Here is an 18,469-nt window from a genome sequence, read left to right on the forward strand (position 1 = left end):
GGGCGGGGGGGCGGGGTTTTTTTAAACACCCCCCGCCCCGGGCGGGCCGGCCCGGGGCCCCCCCACGACGGTAACCCAGGTAGGCAACGACCGTTGGTCGTAGCAGCCGAACAAGATGCATCCCGTGGTCAGCCACGGGATCCACCGCGGTGGGATGGGCGGTTGCCAGACGTTCGCGTCAGGCAGCCGCCCATTTTTTTATCGGGTCACTCGGCCGTCGACGGCGCGCGCGGCAAGTCCCGGCAGCGTGCCTGCATGCGCTCGCCACCGGGTGTGCCAGCGCGGATCTCCCCGTCCTGCAACCACCCGTAGATTTCGCGCCGCACGCGATACGCCGCATCCGCTGACTCGACCACATCTGCATTGTCGCTGGCGAGCGGGGCACCCGGCAGCGCCGCCTCCGGGATCGTGCCCAGGACCGCCAGCTGCGTGCACAGACCGGCGTAGTAGGCCGTGCGCTCGTCAACTGCACCGCGATCACCGGCGGCGAAGCCCAGGGCATGGAAGGTCTCATGAGCGACCAGGTCCACGAGATTGGCCTCGGTCCGCGCGCGCGCTTCGTACACCCGCATGGCCAAGGTCAGATGCGGCACGCGGAAGCGCAGCGATCGGGTGCGCAGGTCCAGGCGCGTTCCGTGGGGCACGAGCAGCGCCGTATAGGCCGCGCGCCGGTCGGGATACCACTGCTGCGCGTGGCGTGCAGCGGCATCGATCAGGGCGCAGGCATCGGTAGCCGGGAGGGTCGCCGGCGGATAGGCCGCGATCCGGATGCGGGTTGCCGCGTCAGGACAGGCGTAGGTCCCTGGCAGCCCGGGCGCAGCCGTGCCGGGCAGATACAGATCGGTCACCACATGCACGAACCCGGCGCCGCGGACGAGAGACAGCGCGTTCATCCCGTTCGAGGCGATCGCCTCGGGTGGCGCGATGGGAGCCGTAACGCAGCCCCCCAGAAAACCGCTGAGCAACAGCGCGGCCAGAATCCTGCGCATGTCCGTTTGCCAGTGAGGATCGTCTGGCCAGTCTACCGGTGGCGACGGGGCTGTGTGCCCGTCGCCACGGCAGGTCACGCGGAGGGGATCAGACCACCGTCAGCGTCACGTCGATGTTGTCGCGGGTCGCGTTGGAGTACGGGCACACGATGTGCGCCTTCTGCACCAGCTCTTCGACCTGCTCGCGTGGCAGGCCCGGGACCGAGATCTCCAGCGCCACTTCGATGCCGAAGCCGGTCGGTATCTGGCCGATGCCGACCTTGCCGGTGATCTGCGTTTCCGCCGGCAGGGCGACCTTGGCCTGGCCAGCCACGTACTTCAGCGCGCCCAGGAAGCAGGCCGAGTAGCCTGCGGCGAACAGCTGCTCCGGGTTGGTGCCCGGGCCGCCCGCACCGCCGAGCTCGCGCGGGGTGGAGAGCTGGATGTCCAGCACGTTGTCGGAGGAGACGGCGCGGCCGTCGCGGCCGCCGTTGGCAGTGGCCTGGGCGGTATACAGAACGTTGGCAATGGACATGGAAATCTCCTGCGGAGTGAAAGGGGGTGGGCCAGATGGCAGGTGTACTGTGCGCGCCCGCCTCGTACTTGTGGCAACATTTCGTCCAGAAAACTTGATCTGGAGTCCGCCATGGTCGACCGACTGCAATCCCTGCTGGACCGTTTCGCGGTGTCCGCCGAGGTCTTCCACGCCGGCGCGCTGTGCGGCATCAACGATCTCCCGGCAGACGGTGAGCGCGGTCAACTGCATCTGATCCGCGAGGGCGATGTACGCGTCGAGCACCCGGATGGCAGCACGCTGCAGATCACCACGCCCAGCGTGCTGCTGTACCCGCGCCCGCTCGCGCACCGCTTCGTCACCGATGCCACGCGGGGCGCGGATTTCGCGTGCGCCAACCTGCAGTTCGAAGGGGGCGCCAACAACCCGGTCGCCGCTGCGCTGCCGCCGATCGTGTGCCTGCCGCTGGAGGGCTTGTACGGCGGCCAGCCGGTGCTGTCACTGCTGTTCGAAGAAGCCTTCGCACAGCGCTGCGGCCGCCAGGCACTGCTGGATCGTCTGTTTGAAGTCGTGCTCATCCAGATCCTGCGCGCGCTGATGGAAAGCGGTCAGATCCGCGTCGGCCTGCTCGCCGGCATGGCCCATCCGCGCCTGCGTCACGCGCTGGTGGCGATGCATGAAGCGCCGGCCGACGAGTGGACGCTGGAGTCGCTCGCGCAGCGCGCCGGCATGTCACGCAGCGCCTTCGCCGACAGCTTCCGCGACACCATCGGCAGCACGCCCGGCCACTACCTGCAGGGCTGGCGCACCCGCCTGGTGCAGCAGGCGCTGCGCCGCGGCCAGCCGCTCAAGCGCATCGCCATCGACGTGGGCTACGGCAGCGAAGCAGCGTTGTCGCGCGCGTTCAAAGCGCAGACCGGGCAGTCGCCGCGGCAGTGGAAGCAGGGCAGTGTGGCCGCCGAACGATAACCCGATGCACACCGGCGTCGCTCAGATCGCCCACTCCCGATCCGTCGTGAACATGATCGTCAGCCACCGGTCCGGCGACTCCTCGCCCAGCGCCTCACCGATCTCATCGCGCAGGCGATCCCATTCGATCAGCGCCCGCGGTGGATCATCGGCGCGCACTACGAAGAACAGCTCGATCTGCTCACCGCGCCCGACCTTGGCCACGTAGCTGCGGTACTCCAGGAAACCGTGCCTGGCCACGATGTCGCGCGCCACCTCGTCCACGTGGGTCTGCAGATCCAGCGGGGTGATCAGCAGGATGTCCGACAGCGCCTGTCGCACGGTGCCCATCGGCGCGACGACCACGAACAGGCAAACCACCAGCAGGATCGCCGGATCGATGTACGGCACCAGCCACGCCCACTGCGTGCCGCCCAATACATAGCCGCCGACGAAGGCGACCAGATACGCCGCCGACATGCTCGCCGCGACCACCCAGTTCTTCGCATCGAGCGCGATGAAGTCCGAGCCGATCGACCGGTTCGCCCGGCGTACGAACAGTGCCAGCCCGGTTTCGGCCACGATCGAGATCACCGCGAACAGGATCGCCGGCCCCAGCGCGATCTCGCGTCCGCCGGACATCAGTGCGTCCACCGCATTGACCGCCGCGTACAGCGCCGCGCCGATCATCAACGTCCCGCTGACCCCGAGCACGATCGGCTCCAGGTGCCAGAAGCCCATGGTGAAGCGCTGGTTCAAGCGCGACTGCAGGGTATCCACATGGGTCGACAGGCTGATCAGGCGCACCACCAGCAGCGACAGCCAGGTCATCACCACGTCGATCAGCCCATAGATGCCGTCGAAGATGATCAGCGAGGAGTTGGCCAGCAGGCCGAACGCCACGGCCGCGGCAGCCATCGCCAAGGAGGCGGCGATCGACAGGCGCAGGACGCCTTGTTCGGTGGTGGGGTCGAAGCTGGGAAGGCGAAGTGCGGGCATGGATGCCAGGGAAGGGCGTGCAGAGATGCATTGTCTACTGCCCTCATTGCAGCCGGGTACTCCGCGAACCCTCCGACGGCCGCAATAGCCCTCGGGCAGCATTCATCGGAAGCAGGTAAACTGTTGATTGCGCTGGCAATGCCAGTGAATCCAGATGCGCCTGCAGCCGATGACCACCCAGCCCGCCACCGACGCCGCCGCGCGTTACGCCGCCTCCCTGCGCCTGTCCGTTGCCCCGATGATGGACTGGACGGACCGCCATTGCCGGTACTTCCACCGGTTGCTGGCACCGGGCGCGCGGCTGTACACCGAGATGGTGCACGCCAACGCGGTGATCCACGGCGACCGTGAGCGCCTGCTCGGCTTCGACGGCAGCGAGCACCCGCTTGCCCTGCAGCTCGGTGGCAGCGATCCGGCCCTGCTGGCCCATGCCGCGCGCATCGCGCAGGAGTGGGGCTACGACGAGGTCAACCTCAACTGTGGCTGCCCGTCCGACCGCGTGCAGGCCGGGCGCTTCGGCGCCTGCCTGATGCGCGAGCCGGCGCTGGTGGCCGAGTGCGTGGGCGCGATGGTCGCTGCGGTGGACATCCCGGTCACGGTGAAGTGCCGCTTGGGCGTGGATGACGACAACGACTACGAAAACTTCGTCAACTTCGTCGATCAATCGACCAACGCCGGTAGCGCGATGTTCGTGGTGCATGCCCGCAACGCGTGGCTGAAGGGCCTTTCGCCGAAGGAAAACCGCGAAGTGCCGCCGCTGCGCTACGACTGGGCACACCGTCTCAAGGCAGACCGCCCGCAGCTGCAGATCGTCCTCAACGGTGGCCTGGCCACGGTCGAGGCTGCGCAGGCCCAGTTGCCGGCGCTGGATGGGGTGATGCTGGGCCGTGCGGCCTACCACGACCCCTACGTGCTGCATCAGCTGGAGGCCGCCCAGACCGGTGCACCGCTGCAGTCCCGCGAGGCGCTGCTGCGCGCCATGCAGCCCTATATCGAAGCCCAACTGGCTCGTGGGCTGGCGCTCAAGCACATCACCCGCCACCTGCTGGGCCTGTTCCACGGCCAGCCGGGTGGGCGTGCCTTCCGCCAGATCCTGAGCGAAGGCTCGCACCGCGTCGGTGCCCACTGGAGCCTGATCGAGCAGGCGTTGGCGGTCACCCGCGCCCAGGCCGAGCGCGTCGCGGCGTGAGCCGCGTCACCTTGCCAGCTTGACAAGGACCCCGGTTTAGCCGCCAATGTTCACTTAGATGAACAAAGCGGGGAGGCAGGCGGAAAAGTTCAGACCGGATTCACTGGCTAAAACCAAGAATTCGCTAAAGATTCGTAAAGCGCCGGCCCAGGCTGGCGGTTGCCGATTCACAACTTTTGAACGTTTAGCCGCGCTCCGCTAGGATCAGACCGATGTTCTCCGTGACCCGCCACCGCCGCATTGCCGCCTTCGCCCTTCTGGCGACGGGCGCCGCTGCCTCCACCGGCAGTGCGTGGGCACAGATGCCGCCGCCGGAAGCGGCCCGTGCCGAGATGATGCGCACGGCCGAACGCGGTGGCCCTCAGGAGCGCTCGCTGTCCGATGCGGTGCGCCGTGTGCAGCGGACTACCGGTGGACACATCCTCGGCGCCGAGCGCGTGCCTTTCGATGGGCGCGATATCAACCGGGTGAAGTACATGGATGACCGCGGTCGCGTCCGCTATATGGACGATCCCGCGACATCCCGTTCACAGCCCCGCACGCCGCGCTCGGATATGTCATCACTACGCGGCGATAACCCCTGAACAGGGATAGTTGTCCGCAGTCATCTGCATTACCCACTGGCCCCACGGGGCCATACCCAGGACACTAGGGAGAGTTCATGCGTATCCTTCTGGTCGAAGACGAAGCCCCGCTGCGGGAAACACTGGCAGCCCGGCTCAAGCGCGAAGGCTTTGCCGTCGATGCTGCGCAGGACGGTGAGGAAGGTCTGTACATGGGCCGCGAAGTTCCGTTCGACGTCGGCATCATCGATCTGGGCCTGCCCAAGATGTCGGGCATGGAACTGATCAAGGCGCTGCGCGACGAGGGCAAGAAGTTCCCGGTGCTCATCCTGACCGCGCGTTCGAGCTGGCAGGACAAGGTCGAGGGCCTCAAGCAGGGCGCCGACGATTACCTCGTCAAGCCGTTCCACGTGGAAGAGCTGCTGGCCCGCGTCAATGCGCTGCTGCGCCGTGCCGCCGGCTGGAGCAAGCCGACGCTGGAGTGCGGCCCGGTCGCGCTGGATCTTGCCGCGCAGACGGTCAGCGTCAACGGCAGCAACGTGGATCTCACCAGCTACGAGTACAAAGTGCTCGAGTACCTGATGATGCATGCCGGTGAACTGGTCTCCAAGGCCGACCTCACCGAGCACATCTATCAGCAGGACTTCGACCGCGACTCGAACGTGCTGGAGGTCTTCATCGGCCGCCTGCGCAAGAAGCTCGATGCCGACGGCGAACTCAAGCCGATCGAAACCGTGCGTGGCCGCGGTTACCGCTTCGCCATTCCGCGCAACGAAGGCTGAGCTGCGGCTGGCGATAGATGATGTCCGGCCGTCTGTGGTTCTTTAAACGCTGGCGGCCGCGCTCACTGCAGGCGCGCCAGCTGTTGGCCGCCTCGGTGGGCCTGGTGGCCTTCCTGGCCCTGGCCGGTTACGCGCTGGACGCGGCCTTCGCCGATACCGCGAAGGCCAACCTGCGCGAGCGGCTGAAGAACTACGCCACCGCGTATGCGGCCGGCATCGACTTCACCCGCGACCGCTCGCTGTACATCCGCGAGCAGCCACCGGATCCGCGCTTTGACGTCCCGGGCAGCGGCCTCTATCTGCAGGTCGTGATGCCGGACGGCAAGGGCAACTCCATGTCTGCCGAAGGCCCGATGCTGCCCACCGTGGGCGGCGGCATGCTGGCCCCGCGCCAGGAAGTCTTCGAAGGCCCGTTGCCGATGATCCAGATCGACGGCAGCGAGGGCTCGGCCTACCGCTATGGCATGGGCCTGGTCTGGGACGCCGACGCCGACCCGGCCACCGAATTCCCGTACACCATCTACGTGCTCGAAGACTCGCGCGCGCTCGGTGCACAGCTGCGCGTGTTCCGCGGGCGCGTGTGGTTCTACCTCGGCGGCATCGGCCTGATCCTGCTGCTGCTGCAGACGGTCATTCTGCAGTGGAGCCTGCGCCCGATGCGGCGCGTGATCAACGAACTGACCAAGGTGCAGCGCGGTGAAACCGAGCGCATGAGCGAACGCCATCCGCGCGAGCTGGAGCCACTGACCGACAGCATCAACGCCTTCATCGAGAGCGAGCGCGAAAACCTCGAACGCCAGCGCAACACCCTGGCCGATCTCGCGCACAGCCTGAAGACGCCGCTGGCGGTGCTGCGCACGCAACTCGACAGCGGCGCACGCGATGAGGATCTGCGCGAAGAGTTCGACGTGCAGCTGCGGCGCATGAACAACCTGGTGTCCTACCAGCTGGCGCGCGCGGCTTCGTCCGGTCACAAGCTGTTCTCCGCCCCGTTGCCGATCGAGTCCAACGCCGAGGAAATCGTGCGGGGCCTGGAGAAGGTCTACGCCTCCAAGGGTGTGCTGTGCGAATTCGACATCGACCCGGCCGCGCGTTTCCACGGCGAGCCTGGCGATCTGCAGGAACTGCTCGGCAACCTGCTGGAGAACGCCTTCAAGTGGGCCAAGCGCCGTGTGCTGCTGACCGCGCATCCGTTGCCGGCCCCCGGTGCGCGACGCGCGGGGCTGGTGCTGTCGGTGGATGACGATGGCCCGGGCATCGCACCGGAAGACGTCGCCAAGGTGCTGCAGCGTGGTGTGCGTGGCGATGAGCGCGTGCAGGGCCACGGCATCGGCCTGTCGATCGTGCAGGACCTGATCAAGGATTACCGCGGCGAACTGCAGGTGAAGCGTTCGCCGGAATTGGGTGGCGCACGCTTTGAAGTGAAGTTGCCGCCGGGGCCGTAATGCGTCACCGCATCAGCGGTGACGGACCATAGAACCGCTGCAGATGCCCGGCGACCGCCGGCATCTCGCGCGCCAGCAGCGCCGGTGCGGAGAAGTGGTACTCGCTGACCACCGCGAAGAATTCTTCCGGCGCCTCGGACGCATACGGATCGATCAGCGTCTCGCGGCCCTGGTCCACCTCGGCGCAGAACGCATCATAGGCCTGCTGGAAATCCGCCGCCCACTGTTTCTGCCACGCCCGCGGCAACGGCGGCGTGCCGTCGATCGCCCCGTCCAGCGCATCGATCTTGTGCGCCATCTCATGCACCGCCACGCAGAACCCGGCTTCGGGGTCGGCGATGTCGGCCTGGATGTCGGCCCACGACAGAATCAGTGGACCGCTGTCCCACGATTCGCCGATCAACGCATCGTCCCATTCGTGCAGCACGCCGGCCGCATCCACCTGGCTGCGGTGCACGCGGAACGCGTTGGGATACACGATCAGCTGCGACCAGCCACGCAGGCCGATCTCGCCCAGTTCCAGCAACGGCAGGCAGCACAGCGCGGCCAGCAACACGCCATCGGCGTCCTCTAGCTGCAGTTCGGCGGCGGGGCTGATGGTTTTCTCGTGCAGGAAGCGGGCCGCCAGGGCACGCAGGCGTTCGCGGCGGGCAGGATCCAGATGCTGCAGCCAGACGGCGCGGCGGCAGGTGGTGTCCCAAAGGGTAGGGTCGATCTCGCGTGGCGTGCGGCGCAGCCAGCCCAACAGTCGTTCGATCAGCGGAACATACCCGGCAGGAAGCTGTGCCACTTCGGTGCGCGCAGGCGCGGCAGCACGTCGTCATCGCCGCCGCCACCCGTGCTGGTACCGCTGCTGGCGCTGGGTTTGACCGTGGCCGGTGCCGCGGCGGCCGAGGCCGAGGCCGGCGCGCTGCGCTCGTTCTCGCCTGCCGAATAGACACACGCGCCGCGACCCGCCGTGGTGAGCGCATCGGAAGCATGCGCGGCCAGCGGGGCCATCAGGAGGAGCAGGCAATGGGCGAACGGGCGCATCGTCAACATCCAGCGGCGGGTCAAGTTCTCGATTCTAGCCCGATTCGGCCGGGGGATTGGAAGGCCCCCGGGCGGGCGCTGGCGGCGGCTTTCCCGCATACTTTTCCCGTTTACCCGATGGAAGCTGCCGTGGACGACCGCCAACTGCTGGCCAAACTGGGCGCCGGGCGCCTGTCCGGCGACGCGCTGGCGCGCGAACTGGGCCAGACCCGCGCCGCGATTTGGAAGCGGATTCAAGGACTTAGAGCCGCCGGGGTCGATATCGACGGCCGCGCAGGTGACGGTTACCAGTTGCAGCAGCCGCTGGACCTGCTGGACGCCGAGGCCATCCAGGCCGCGCTGCCGGCCGCCACCGGCGACCTGCTGACCTCCCTGCAGGTGGCGTGGTCGGTCGCGTCAACGAACAGTGAATTGCTGCGCTGCAGCGCGCCGGAGCGCGGGGCGATGGCCCTGCTTGCCGAGCGCCAGACCCGCGGCCGTGGCCGCCGTGGGCGGGCCTGGGCCTCGCCGCTGGCGGCGCATATCTACCTCTCGGTGCTGCGCGGGTTTGCCGGTGGCCTGTCGCGGCTGGGCGGGCTGAGCCTGGTCGCCGGGGTCGCCGTGGCCGAAGCACTGCGTGAGGCCGGCTATGCGGGCGTCGCCCTGAAATGGCCCAATGACCTTGTCGTCGACGGGCATAAGCTCGGCGGCCTGCTGATCGAAGGCGGCGGTGAATTCGCCGGCCCCGCACGCGCGGTGATCGGCCTGGGCGTCAACGTGCGCATGCCCGCTGCGTTCGCGGCGGAGATCACCCAGCCCTGGACCGATCTGGACACGTTGTCCGGCGCACAGACGTCGCGCAATGCGGTGGTCGCGCGCATCCTGGCCAGCCTGCTGCCGGCGCTGGATGCCTTCGAGCAGGACGGCCTGGGACCGTTCCTCGCGCGCTATGCCGCGCTGGACAGCCTGGCCGGGCGCGAGGTGCAGGTGGAAGAAGGCGGCGTGCTGTTTGCCGGCACGGCGCTGGGTCTGGCCGACGATGGGGCGCTGCGCGTGCGCATCGACGGCAGTGAACGGGTTTTCCATGCGGGCGAAGTCAGCGTGAGGGCGCAATGAGCGACTGGTTGTTTGATCTGGGCAATTCGCGCTTCAAGTTCGCGCCGCTGCAGGGCGTGCGCGCGGGCGACGTGCAGGCGTGGCCGCATGGTGCTGAAGCGATGCCGGCCGCGGCACTGGATGCGCTGCCGTCAGGCGACACCGCCTACGTTGCCAGCGTCGCCGCACCCTCGTTGACCGCCGCCATGCTGGATGTATTGCAGGCGCGCTTCCGCCAGGTCCGCGTGGCGCGTACTGAAGGCGAGTACGCCGGTGTGCGGATCGCCTATGCCGACCCCGCCCGCTTCGGCGTGGACCGTTATCTGGCGCTGTTGGCGGTGGCTGCACGTGGCCAGGCGGTGCTGATCGCCGGCGTCGGCACCGCGCTCACCATCGATCTGCTCGACGCCGAGGGCCAGCACCACGGCGGGCGCATCTCGGCCTCGCCGACCACCATGCGCGAAGCGCTGCACGCGCGTGCCGTGCAGTTGCCGGCGGCGGGCGGTGAGTACAGTGAGTTCGCCAACGACACCGCCGATGCGCTGGCCTCCGGCTGCGACGGGGCCGCGGTGGCGCTGATCGAACGCAGCCGCGTGCAGGGCGGCGAACGGCTCGGCGCGTTGCCGCATCTGCTGGTGCACGGCGGCGGTGCGCCAGCGTTGCTGCCGCTGCTCGGCGATGCCGAATTCCAGCCCTCGCTGGTGCTGGATGGGCTGGCACGCTGGGCCGTGCATCAACCGCCATCGGCAGGCTAGGATCAGCCGATGCTTACCCGTGCCCTGATCGTCGTCCTGGTCATTCTCAATCTCGGTGTCGCGCTGTGGTGGCTGTTGCGTGGCGAACCGGCCAGCGCACCGCCGGCCTCGCCGGCCGGTGTGGCGCAGCTGGAAGTGCTGCCGAGCACGCAGGCGCCGACGACGTCTGTGGCTCCCCCGGATGCCACGCCAGCCCTGCAGGACGTGACGCCCGCCTCCGCGCCAGTGGCCCAGCCGCCGGTGCCCGTCTCCGTGCCGGCGACCGCCGTGGCTGACACGCCCGCGCCAAGGCCCGCTGCCAGCGTGCCGGCGCCCGCTCCGGTGGCCGATGCACCCGCACCGGCTGTCGCACCCGCACCCGTACCCGCCACCGCGACGCCCGCACCGGCACAGTGCGTGAGCCTGGGGCCGTTCGCCGACCGCGCTGCCGCCCAGGCCGCCCAGTCGCGCGCCGCCGGTGCCCTGGGTGGGGCCAAGCTGCGTGAGGTGGCCGATGCCGGTGCCACCCGTTACCGCGTGCTGCTGCCGCCTGCCGCCAGCCGGGAGGCGGCGCAGGCCATGGTCAAGCGCATCGTCGCAGCGGGCGTGAGCGACTACTACATCATTGCCCAGGGCGAGGACACCAACGCCATCGCGCTGGGCCAGTACCGCAATCGCGAAGGCGCGGATCGCCGCCTGGCGGCCCTGAGTGCGGCTGGTTTCAAGGCGACCATGGTCGCCAGCGGGGGCGATGGCAGCGCGCAGTGGTGGCTGGATGCGACCCTGGCCGAGGGCACCGACCCCGCCGTGGCCCTCCAGCGCAGCGGCGCGGCCCAGCACCGCTCGCTGGAATGCGCACGCTTGCGCTAGAATCCCGGCTCCGCGACGGGTCGTCCCGCTGCGATGCCCATGCCGGCATAGCTCAGTTGGTAGAGCAACCGCCTTGTAAGCGGTAGGTCCCCAGTTCGAATCCGGGTGCCGGCACCATTGATACCAGGTCGGTAACGACTGCTGCAGCGCCGCGAGTCGTATCACGCCGCGCTGGCTATGCTGGTCCTCTTTGCAACGGAGGCAACAGCGATGGCGATGTATTCCCCGGTTTCCCTGATTGGCGTGCCCACCGATATCGGGGCGGGTCACCGTGGCGCGGGTCTGGGACCGGACGCCCTGCGCATCGCCGGGCTGGGTGACGCGCTCACCGCGCGTGGCGTGGAGGTACGCGATCTTGGCAACCTGGCCGGTCCGCGCAACCCGTGGACGGCACCGGTGCAGGGCTACCGCCATCTTGACGAAGTCGTGGCCTGGAACCGCGCGCTGATGGACGCGACCTACGGCGAACTCCAGGCCGGGCGTATGCCGATCATGCTCGGCGGCGACCACTGCCTGGGCATCGGCTCGATCACCGCGGTCGCGCGCTGGTGCCGCGAGCAGGGCAAGGACCTGCGCGTGCTCTGGCTGGATGCGCATTCGGATTTCAACACCAGCGAGGTTACCCCGTCGGGCAACGTGCACGGCATGCCGGTGGCCTGCCTGTGCGGGCTCGGCCCGGACGCGCTGACCCGACTCGGCGGTGACGCACCGGCGATTCGCCCGCAGCAGGTGCACCAGATCGGCATCCGCTCGGTGGACCAGGAAGAGAAGCGCCTGATCAAGCAGCACCAGGTGGATGTCTATGACATGCGCTACATCGACGAAGCCGGCATGAAGCGCACGATGGAGGCTGCGCTGGTCGGCATCGACGCCAACACGCACCTGCACGTCAGCTTCGACGTGGATTTCCTGGACCCCAGCATTGCACCCGGCGTCGGCACCACGGTGCCTGGCGGGGTGAACTACCGCGAAGCGCAGCTGGTGATGGAGATGATCGCCGACACCGGACGCATGGGCTCGCTGGACATCGTCGAGCTGAATCCGCTGCTGGACAACCGCAATGCCACCGCGGAACTGGCGGTGGATCTGGTCGAAAGCCTGTTCGGAAAATCGACGCTGATGCGCGATTGAGAACTTCTGGCTGAACAGCGTTTTCCTGCATTCACATCCGCTGCACGCCTCTCCCGCCAGATTGCACGTCACGCGGCGCCGTGTGTTTCGACCCACGGCGCGGCAGGTCAGGAAGAGGAGTTGCGCTGGCGTGCTCATCTGACAGGCGGGACCGGATTCCGGTATTGAATTTGATCAACCAGGAGAACCCTATGAAGCGTGTTATCGCACTGATGCTGTTGTCGATGTTCTCGGTCGCCATGCTGTCCGGCTGCAACACCGTTGCTGGTGCTGGCAAGGACGTGCAGAAGGCCGGTGAAACGGTCGAAGGCGCTGCCAAGGGCAACTGATCCACGGATCAGGCGTCAACGGAAAAGGCCGGGGATTCCCGGCCTTTTTCATGTCCAACAATGACTGTGCAACGTGCGCGGTGGTGAATCCATTCAAGCTCGTGAGTGTGCGCTTCATCGCCGCTTGACCGCACGCCAACGCGGGCGGGCGCATTCTGATCCCACGGCGAGATGGCCGTTGCAATCGAGGAAGCGAACCCATGAACAAAGACATCATTTCCGGCAAGTGGACGCAGCTCAAGGGCAAGGCGCAGGCCAAGTGGGGCGACCTGACCGACGACGATTTCAAGGTGGCCGAAGGCAACGCCGAGTACCTCGCAGGCCGCCTGCAGGAACGCTATGGCTGGGCACGCGACCGTGCTGAAACCGAAGTCCGCGACTTCGAAGCGGCCATGCGCAAGGATTATCCGGATTACCACTGAGGGTGATCCGTGACGACGGCGCCGCCGTCGGGGTTGAAACCGGAACGGGCCGCGAGAGCGGCCCGTTTTTGTTGGGGTGCGTTGGCGATCAGCGGCGGCGATGCAGCGGCGGATCGGGCACGTATTGGCCGGGGAAGGCCTGGGGCTCGTCACGCACTGGCGCGTTCACCCGCGCAATGATGCCGCGTGCCACCAGATTGCGTTCGCTGTCGTAGCGCACCTGCACCTGTTGCGCCGGATAAGCGGTATCGCGCTCGAACGCGGTGTTGCGCACCCGCGACTGCTCGCGCTGTCCATGCCCGGTGCCCAGTTGCGGTGCCGGCGCGGTGGTGGAACCGGTCACGCGGGCGCTCTCAATGGTAGACGACCGCGCCTGGGGGCGCGCCTTGGCATCGGCCGGGCCCGCCACGGCGGGGGCGGCTTCCCAGGACACGCGTCCGGCTTCGTGGAAGACCGCCACGCCGATCACGCCGATGTTGGCCGGGCGCCCGGTGCGGCCGGCGTAGCTGCGGTCCGGATCGGTGAACACGAACTGCGCGACTTCGTCGGCGGATTTGCGCCAGCCGTGGATATCGGTGGTCTGCCACGGGTTGAGCACGTAACCGGTCTGGTGGGGCGCGGCCACCTCGCCGCTGATGGCATTCAGACCATCCACCGAGAGCACCACCAGCACGCGCTCGGCGCTGCCGTTGCGCAGGCGCACGCTGTAACGGTGGCCCTGCTGCCCCGCGATCCAGCGCTGGCCGTCCTGGCGGTACTGGGTCAGGGCCTGGCCGCTGTCGCGGTCGATCACCGTCAGGTGGACCGGACCGGTGTCATGACGCAGCGGGACGGCCGGTTTGAAGCCGCACAGGGCCAACACGGCAAGCATGGGCAGGATCAGGTCTTTCATGGGAAGGCTCCGCAGGGCAGGTGCAGGATCAAACGGACGGCCTCGGCCAACGGGGTCGAGCGCGGGCAGGTAAACTTGGGCGGTTCACTTGTCAGCACTGATTCCCCCATGACGACCCGCGTTCTTACCGGCATCACCCCCTCCGGCACGCCCCACCTGGGCAACTATGTCGGCGCCATCCGCCCGGCGATCACCGCCAGCCAGGCCTCGGATATCGAGAGCTTCTTCTTCCTGGCCGACCTGCACAGCCTGATCAAGGCGCAGGAGCCCGAGCGCACCCAGCGCTCCACGCTGGAGATCGCGGCAAGCTGGCTGGCGTGCGGGCTGGATCCGGACAAGGTGTGGTTCTACCGGCAGAGCGACATCCCGGAAACCACCGAGCTGATGTGGTTCCTGACCGTCATCGCCAGCAAGGGCATCCTCAACCGCGCGCACGCCTACAAGGCCGCCGTGGACAAGAACCGCGAGGAGCAGCTGGATGACGACGCCGGGGTCAGCGCGGGGTTGTTCATGTACCCGGTGCTGATGGCCGCCGACATCCTGATCTTCAAGGCCAACCGGGTGCCGGTCGGCCGCGACCAGATCCAGCACATCGAGATGGCGCGCGATTTCGCGCAGCGCTTCAACCATGTCTACGGCCAGGCGTTCTTCCCGCTGCCGGAGGTGGTGATCGATGAGCAGGTCGCCACGCTGGCGGGCCTTGACGGCCGCAAGATGAGCAAGAGCTACCACAACACCATTCCGCTGTTCGCCCCGCGCGCGGAGCTGAAGAAGCTGGTGTCCTCGATCCTCACCGATTCGCGCGCACCCGGCGAGCCCAAGAGCACCGAAGGCTCGGCGCTGTTCCAGATGTACCAGGCGTTCGCCACCCCGGAGCAGACCGCGGCGTTCGCGCAGGCCTTCGCCGAGGGCATCAGCTGGGGCGATGCCAAACAGCAGCTGTTCGAGCGCATCGACAGCGAGATCGCCCCGCTGCGCGAGCGCTATGACGCGCTGATGGCCGAGCCGGAAAAAATCGAGGCGCTGCTGCGTCGTCGTGGCCAGCAGCTGCGCGAGCAGTTCGCCGTGCCGTTGCTCAAGGAGCTGCGTCATGCGGTCGGCCTGCGCGATCTCTCCACCGCCGGTGACGTGCCCAGTGAAGAAAGCGGAGCCGCACGCGCTGCACCGCCGCTGTTCAAGCAGTACCGCGAACAGGATGGCCGTTTTTACTTCAAGCTGCAGGCCAGTGATGGCACGCTGCTGATCCAGAGCGAGGGCTTCGATTCGCCGCGTGACGCCGGCCAGCTGATCGGCGTGCTCAAGCAGACCGAACATGGCGACGGCCTGCAGAGTGAGCTGTTCAAGCTCGAGGCCGAAGTGGACGTGGTGCTGGCCGCCTTGCAGGCGCTGCGCGAGTAACGCCAGCGGCGGGCCGGCAACCGGGCTATGGCATGATGCCCCTGCACGCCGCAGGGGCGTGTTCCTGCACGGGAGACTGCGATGGCCTGGTTGTCGTTGTTGTTGTTCCTGCCCTGGTTCGTGTTGTTGGGCACGCTGTACTGGCTGTTTCCGCGCCAGCCGCGTGGCACCGCGCGCCGCCTGTTCGATGGTGCCGCGCTGGTGCTGGCCTTCGTGCTGAGCATCCTGGCGATGCTGTGGGGCCATCACATCGGCGTGGTCCAGAACGATGCCGGACCGATCTGGCGACAGGTGCTGGCGGTGCTCTATGCCTACGGTGCGTTCCTGGCGGTGATGGTGGCCGCGGTGCTGCTGCGTGGGCCACTGCTGAGCGCGACTGCGACCAAAGCCGCATCGAAGCCGCTGCACTGATGGACGTAAGATGGAGGCGTTTCGTGCCAGGGATGTGTTGATGCACTCCGAGCCCAGCATTCATACGATCGACACCGCGTTCCAGCGCGATGATTTCGACGCCGCCTACCTGATCGTCGAGAATGGCCGGGCGGCCTTCATCGATTGCGGTACCGGCCTGGCCGTGCCGGCGATGCTCGCCGCGTTGGCGCGCGCCGGCTGCACGCCCGAGCAGGTCGAGTGGCTGATCCTCACCCACGTGCACCTGGATCATGCCGGCGGCGCAGGCCTGCTGATGCAGCAGCTGCCCAACGCCACACTGGTGGTGCATCCGCGCGGTGCGCCGCACATGATCGACCCGGCCCGCCTGATCGCCGGTGCCACCGAGGTCTATGGCGAAGCGGAGATCGCGCGCAGCTATGGGCCGATCCTGGCGGTGGCTGCCGACCGGGTGGTGATTGCCGAGGATGGCCACACCGTGGATCTGGCCGGCCGCCCGCTGCTGTGCGTGGATACGCCCGGGCACGCGCGTCATCACCTGTGCGTGTGGGATGTGCGCAGCCGCAGCTGGTTCACCGGCGATACCTTCGGGCTGTCCTACCGCGAGCTGGACAGCGTGCAGGGAGCCTTCATCGTGCCGACATCATCGCCGGTGCAGTTCGATCCCGAGCCGCTGAAGCAGTCGATCGCGAAGATGCTGGCCTACGACCCACAGGCCATGTACCTGACCCACTACGGGCGCGTGGCGCCGCCCCGGAAACTGGCGGCGGATCTTGTCGAGCAGATCGATGCGATGGTCGAGATCGGTCGCCAATGCGATGGTCGGCCGGATCGGCATCGCTGCCTGGTCGCGGCGCTGACCGCGCTGTACCTGGAACGCGCGCAGGCGCATGGCTGCCCGCTCGATGATGAGGCGGTGACCCGGGTGCTGGCGATGGACATCGAACTCAACGCGCAGGGCCTGGCCTGCTGGCTGGATCGCGATCGGCGTTAGTGCACGGTCACGGAGGTGTCACGTTACACTCCGGTGTCCTGTTTTCCGTCCTGGTGTCTGCCGTGAATCCGATGCGCATGCTGCTGCTGTCGTCCTGCCTGTTCGTGGGCGGCCTGGCCCACGCCGCCAATGACCTGCCTGGTGGCGGTATCGATCCACAGGCCCTGTCGCGGCATGTCCGCATCCTGGCCTCGGACGCGTTCGAAGGCCGCGCGCCGGCCACGCCGGGGGAAGAGCGCACGGTCCAGTACCTGATCGAGGAATTCAAGACGTACGGCCTGCAGCCCGGCGGCGTCGATGGCAGCTGGGTGCAGCCGGTGCCGATGGTGCGTGCGCAGGTCGATGGCCCGGTGCGCGCGCAGCTGCGCCAGAAGGGCAAGCAGCGCGCCCTGGCCAATGGCGAGGACGTGACCCTGCAGAGCCTGCGTCCGCAGGATGCGGTGGCGATCAAGAACGCCCCGCTGGTGTTCGTGGGCTACGGCATCGATGCACCCGAACGCCACTGGAACGATTACAAGGACGTCGATCTGCACGGCAAGATCGCCGTGGTGCTGATCAATGACGCCGATTTCGAGGCCGACCAGCCGGGCGCGTTCGATGGCAAGGCCGTGACCTACTACGGCCGCTGGACGTACAAATTCGAAGAAGCCGCCCGCCGCGGTGCGCAGGGCGTGCTGATCGTGCACGAGACCGCGCCGGCCGCGTATGGCTGGGCCACGGTGAAGAGCTCGGGCACCTCGCCGCTGTTCGATATCGAACGCACCCGCGAGCAGGCGCTGGCCCAGCACGTGCCGGTGCGCGGCTGGATGCAGCGCAGCCTGGCCGAGCAGTTGTTCCGCGACGCGGGCCTGGATTTCGAGGCCGAGAAGCGCCGCGCGATGACCCCGGCCTTCAAGCCGGTTGCGCTGGGCGATGCGCAGCTCTCGGTGGACTTCAAGCTCAAGCGCGAGCAGGTGATCACCCGCAACGTGGTGGCCAAGCTGCCGGGCGGCGCGCACGCTGATGAAGCGGTGATCTTCTCCGCGCATTGGGATGCCTTCGGTATCGGCCAGCCCGATGCCAAGGGTGACCGCATCCGTCGCGGTGCGATCGACAACGCCACCGGCGTGGCCACCGTGCTGGAGCTGGGCCGTGTCTTCGCCGCCGGCCCGCAGCCGCAGCGCACGCTGTACTTCGTGGCGCTGACCGCCGAAGAGAAAGGCCTGCTCGGCGCCAGCTACTACGCCGCGCACCCGCTGGCCCCGCTGGACAAGACCGCCGCCGTGTTGAACATCGAGATGTGCAGCCCGGATGGCCCGACCCGCGATATCGCCTCGTGGGGCAAGGGCCGGGTGTCGCTGGAAGGCGACCTGGAGCGCGTGGCCAAGGCCCGTGGCCGCACCTATTCGCCGGATCCGAACCTGGAAGCGGGCTTCTTCTACCGCGCCGACCATTTCGCCTTCGCCCGCCTCGGCGTGCCGGCGATCACCATCGGGCCCGGGCTGGACATGCGCGAGGGTGGCGTGGAGAAGGGCCGTGAACTGCGCGATGCCTACTTCGCCGCCTGCTACCACCAGGCCTGCGATGCGTGGACCCCGAGCTGGGATCCGAGCGGCCACGCCGCCGATACCCTGCTGGTCTACGACCTGGGCGCGGAACTGGCCAACAGCCGTCGCTGGCCGCAGTGGGAAGAAGGTTCTGAATTCCGCGCCGTGCGCGAGAAGAGCGAATCGGCGCGCCGTTGAGGCGTGCCGTGGGGGGGGGGCCCCGCCCCCCCCCCCCCCCCCCCCCCCCCCCCCCCCCCCGCGCCCCCCCC

The 18,469-nt window shown here is 67.9% G+C and carries 21 protein-coding genes and 1 tRNA gene; 16 read left to right on the forward strand and 6 right to left on the reverse strand.

Annotated features, from left to right (window positions below; translation table 11 throughout):
* Positions 1-206: 206 nt before the first annotated feature.
* Both QMX81_RS16115 and QMX81_RS16120 read right to left on the reverse strand, forming a co-directional pair.
* Complete coding sequence (locus QMX81_RS16115; RefSeq protein WP_282262996.1) at positions 207-989, reverse strand: hypothetical protein; 783 nt, start codon at positions 987-989, stop codon at positions 207-209.
* Positions 990-1,077: 88 nt separating this feature from the next.
* Positions 1,078-1,503, reverse strand: a complete 426-nt coding sequence (locus QMX81_RS16120) for an organic hydroperoxide resistance protein (RefSeq protein ID WP_282262997.1) — start codon at positions 1,501-1,503, stop codon at positions 1,078-1,080.
* Positions 1,504-1,614: 111 nt separating this feature from the next.
* On the opposite strand from QMX81_RS16120, the gene QMX81_RS16125 reads away from it, so the two are divergent.
* Positions 1,615-2,451, forward strand: a complete 837-nt coding sequence (locus QMX81_RS16125; protein ID WP_282262999.1) for an AraC family transcriptional regulator — start codon at positions 1,615-1,617, stop codon at positions 2,449-2,451.
* A gap of 21 nt (positions 2,452-2,472) precedes the next feature.
* Here QMX81_RS16125 and QMX81_RS16130 read toward each other — a convergent pair whose 3' ends face one another.
* Positions 2,473-3,429, reverse strand: coding sequence for a cation transporter (locus QMX81_RS16130; RefSeq protein ID WP_102788854.1), 957 nt, complete (start codon positions 3,427-3,429; stop codon positions 2,473-2,475).
* 154 nt (positions 3,430-3,583) lie between these two features.
* Between QMX81_RS16130 and dusA the strand changes: the two genes are divergently transcribed.
* From dusA to QMX81_RS16150, 4 genes are all read left to right on the forward strand, one after another.
* Entirely contained in the window at positions 3,584-4,618 is a 1,035-nt protein-coding gene (gene dusA / locus QMX81_RS16135; protein WP_282263002.1) for a tRNA dihydrouridine(20/20a) synthase DusA, read from the forward strand.
* Positions 4,619-4,830: 212 nt separating this feature from the next.
* Positions 4,831-5,202, forward strand: a complete 372-nt coding sequence (locus tag QMX81_RS16140) for a hypothetical protein (protein WP_121044243.1) — start codon at positions 4,831-4,833, stop codon at positions 5,200-5,202.
* Positions 5,203-5,279: 77 nt separating this feature from the next.
* Positions 5,280-5,963 (forward strand): response regulator transcription factor, encoded by a 684-nt coding sequence (locus QMX81_RS16145; RefSeq protein WP_019185514.1) that lies wholly within the window; start codon positions 5,280-5,282, stop codon positions 5,961-5,963.
* Between the two features lie 20 nt (positions 5,964-5,983).
* Complete coding sequence (locus QMX81_RS16150) at positions 5,984-7,408, forward strand: sensor histidine kinase (protein WP_121044240.1); 1,425 nt, start codon at positions 5,984-5,986, stop codon at positions 7,406-7,408.
* A gap of 4 nt (positions 7,409-7,412) precedes the next feature.
* Here the strand turns inward: QMX81_RS16150 and QMX81_RS16155 are convergent, their stop codons facing one another.
* Both QMX81_RS16155 and QMX81_RS16160 read right to left on the reverse strand, forming a co-directional pair.
* Positions 7,413-8,198 (reverse strand): M90 family metallopeptidase, encoded by a 786-nt coding sequence (locus tag QMX81_RS16155; RefSeq protein ID WP_152152906.1) that lies wholly within the window; start codon positions 8,196-8,198, stop codon positions 7,413-7,415.
* Positions 8,165-8,440, reverse strand: a complete 276-nt coding sequence (locus tag QMX81_RS16160) for a hypothetical protein (RefSeq protein ID WP_121044234.1) — start codon at positions 8,438-8,440, stop codon at positions 8,165-8,167. Before QMX81_RS16160 ends, QMX81_RS16155 begins: the two co-directional genes overlap by 34 nt.
* A 129-nt stretch (positions 8,441-8,569) precedes the next feature.
* Here QMX81_RS16160 and birA point away from each other — a divergent pair, with 129 nt between their 5' ends.
* The 7 genes from birA (at position 8,570) to QMX81_RS16195 (ending at position 13,000) form a co-directional block, all read left to right on the forward strand.
* A complete protein-coding gene (gene birA / locus QMX81_RS16165; protein WP_282263008.1) occupies positions 8,570-9,535 on the forward strand; it encodes a bifunctional biotin--[acetyl-CoA-carboxylase] ligase/biotin operon repressor BirA in 966 nt (321 codons plus the stop codon).
* Entirely contained in the window at positions 9,532-10,269 is a 738-nt protein-coding gene (locus tag QMX81_RS16170) for a type III pantothenate kinase (RefSeq protein WP_121044231.1), read from the forward strand. The genes birA and QMX81_RS16170 overlap by 4 nt, the downstream gene beginning before the upstream one ends.
* A 9-nt stretch (positions 10,270-10,278) precedes the next feature.
* On the forward strand, positions 10,279-11,118 hold the full coding sequence (locus QMX81_RS16175; protein ID WP_282263009.1) for an SPOR domain-containing protein: 840 nt from the start codon (positions 10,279-10,281) through the stop codon (positions 11,116-11,118).
* Between the two features lie 41 nt (positions 11,119-11,159).
* Positions 11,160-11,235, forward strand: a tRNA-Thr gene (locus QMX81_RS16180).
* Positions 11,236-11,328: 93 nt separating this feature from the next.
* A complete protein-coding gene (gene rocF / locus QMX81_RS16185) occupies positions 11,329-12,249 on the forward strand; it encodes an arginase (protein ID WP_282263011.1) in 921 nt (306 codons plus the stop codon).
* 191 nt (positions 12,250-12,440) lie between these two features.
* On the forward strand, positions 12,441-12,578 hold the full coding sequence (locus QMX81_RS16190; protein ID WP_019185522.1) for an entericidin A/B family lipoprotein: 138 nt from the start codon (positions 12,441-12,443) through the stop codon (positions 12,576-12,578).
* 200 nt (positions 12,579-12,778) lie between these two features.
* Positions 12,779-13,000, forward strand: coding sequence for a CsbD family protein (locus QMX81_RS16195; RefSeq protein ID WP_019185523.1), 222 nt, complete (start codon positions 12,779-12,781; stop codon positions 12,998-13,000).
* Positions 13,001-13,088: 88 nt separating this feature from the next.
* On the opposite strand, the gene QMX81_RS16200 is transcribed toward QMX81_RS16195, so the two are convergent.
* Entirely contained in the window at positions 13,089-13,892 is an 804-nt protein-coding gene (locus tag QMX81_RS16200) for a hypothetical protein (protein ID WP_282263017.1), read from the reverse strand.
* 108 nt (positions 13,893-14,000) lie between these two features.
* On the opposite strand from QMX81_RS16200, the gene QMX81_RS16205 reads away from it, so the two are divergent.
* The 4 genes from QMX81_RS16205 (at position 14,001) to QMX81_RS16220 (ending at position 18,398) form a co-directional block, all read left to right on the forward strand.
* Positions 14,001-15,290, forward strand: a complete 1,290-nt coding sequence (locus tag QMX81_RS16205) for a tryptophan--tRNA ligase (RefSeq protein WP_282263020.1) — start codon at positions 14,001-14,003, stop codon at positions 15,288-15,290.
* An 81-nt stretch (positions 15,291-15,371) separates the two neighbouring features.
* Entirely contained in the window at positions 15,372-15,701 is a 330-nt protein-coding gene (locus QMX81_RS16210) for a hypothetical protein (RefSeq protein ID WP_121044217.1), read from the forward strand.
* Between the two features lie 40 nt (positions 15,702-15,741).
* A complete protein-coding gene (locus tag QMX81_RS16215) occupies positions 15,742-16,674 on the forward strand; it encodes an MBL fold metallo-hydrolase (RefSeq protein ID WP_121044214.1) in 933 nt (310 codons plus the stop codon).
* Positions 16,675-16,745: 71 nt separating this feature from the next.
* On the forward strand, positions 16,746-18,398 hold the full coding sequence (locus QMX81_RS16220; protein WP_282263026.1) for a M28 family metallopeptidase: 1,653 nt from the start codon (positions 16,746-16,748) through the stop codon (positions 18,396-18,398).
* The last annotated feature ends 71 nt before the right edge of the window (positions 18,399-18,469 follow it).

This window comes from Stenotrophomonas sp. PS02301, assembly GCF_029959485.1.
GTDB lineage: Bacteria > Pseudomonadota > Gammaproteobacteria > Xanthomonadales > Xanthomonadaceae > Stenotrophomonas > Stenotrophomonas maltophilia_Z.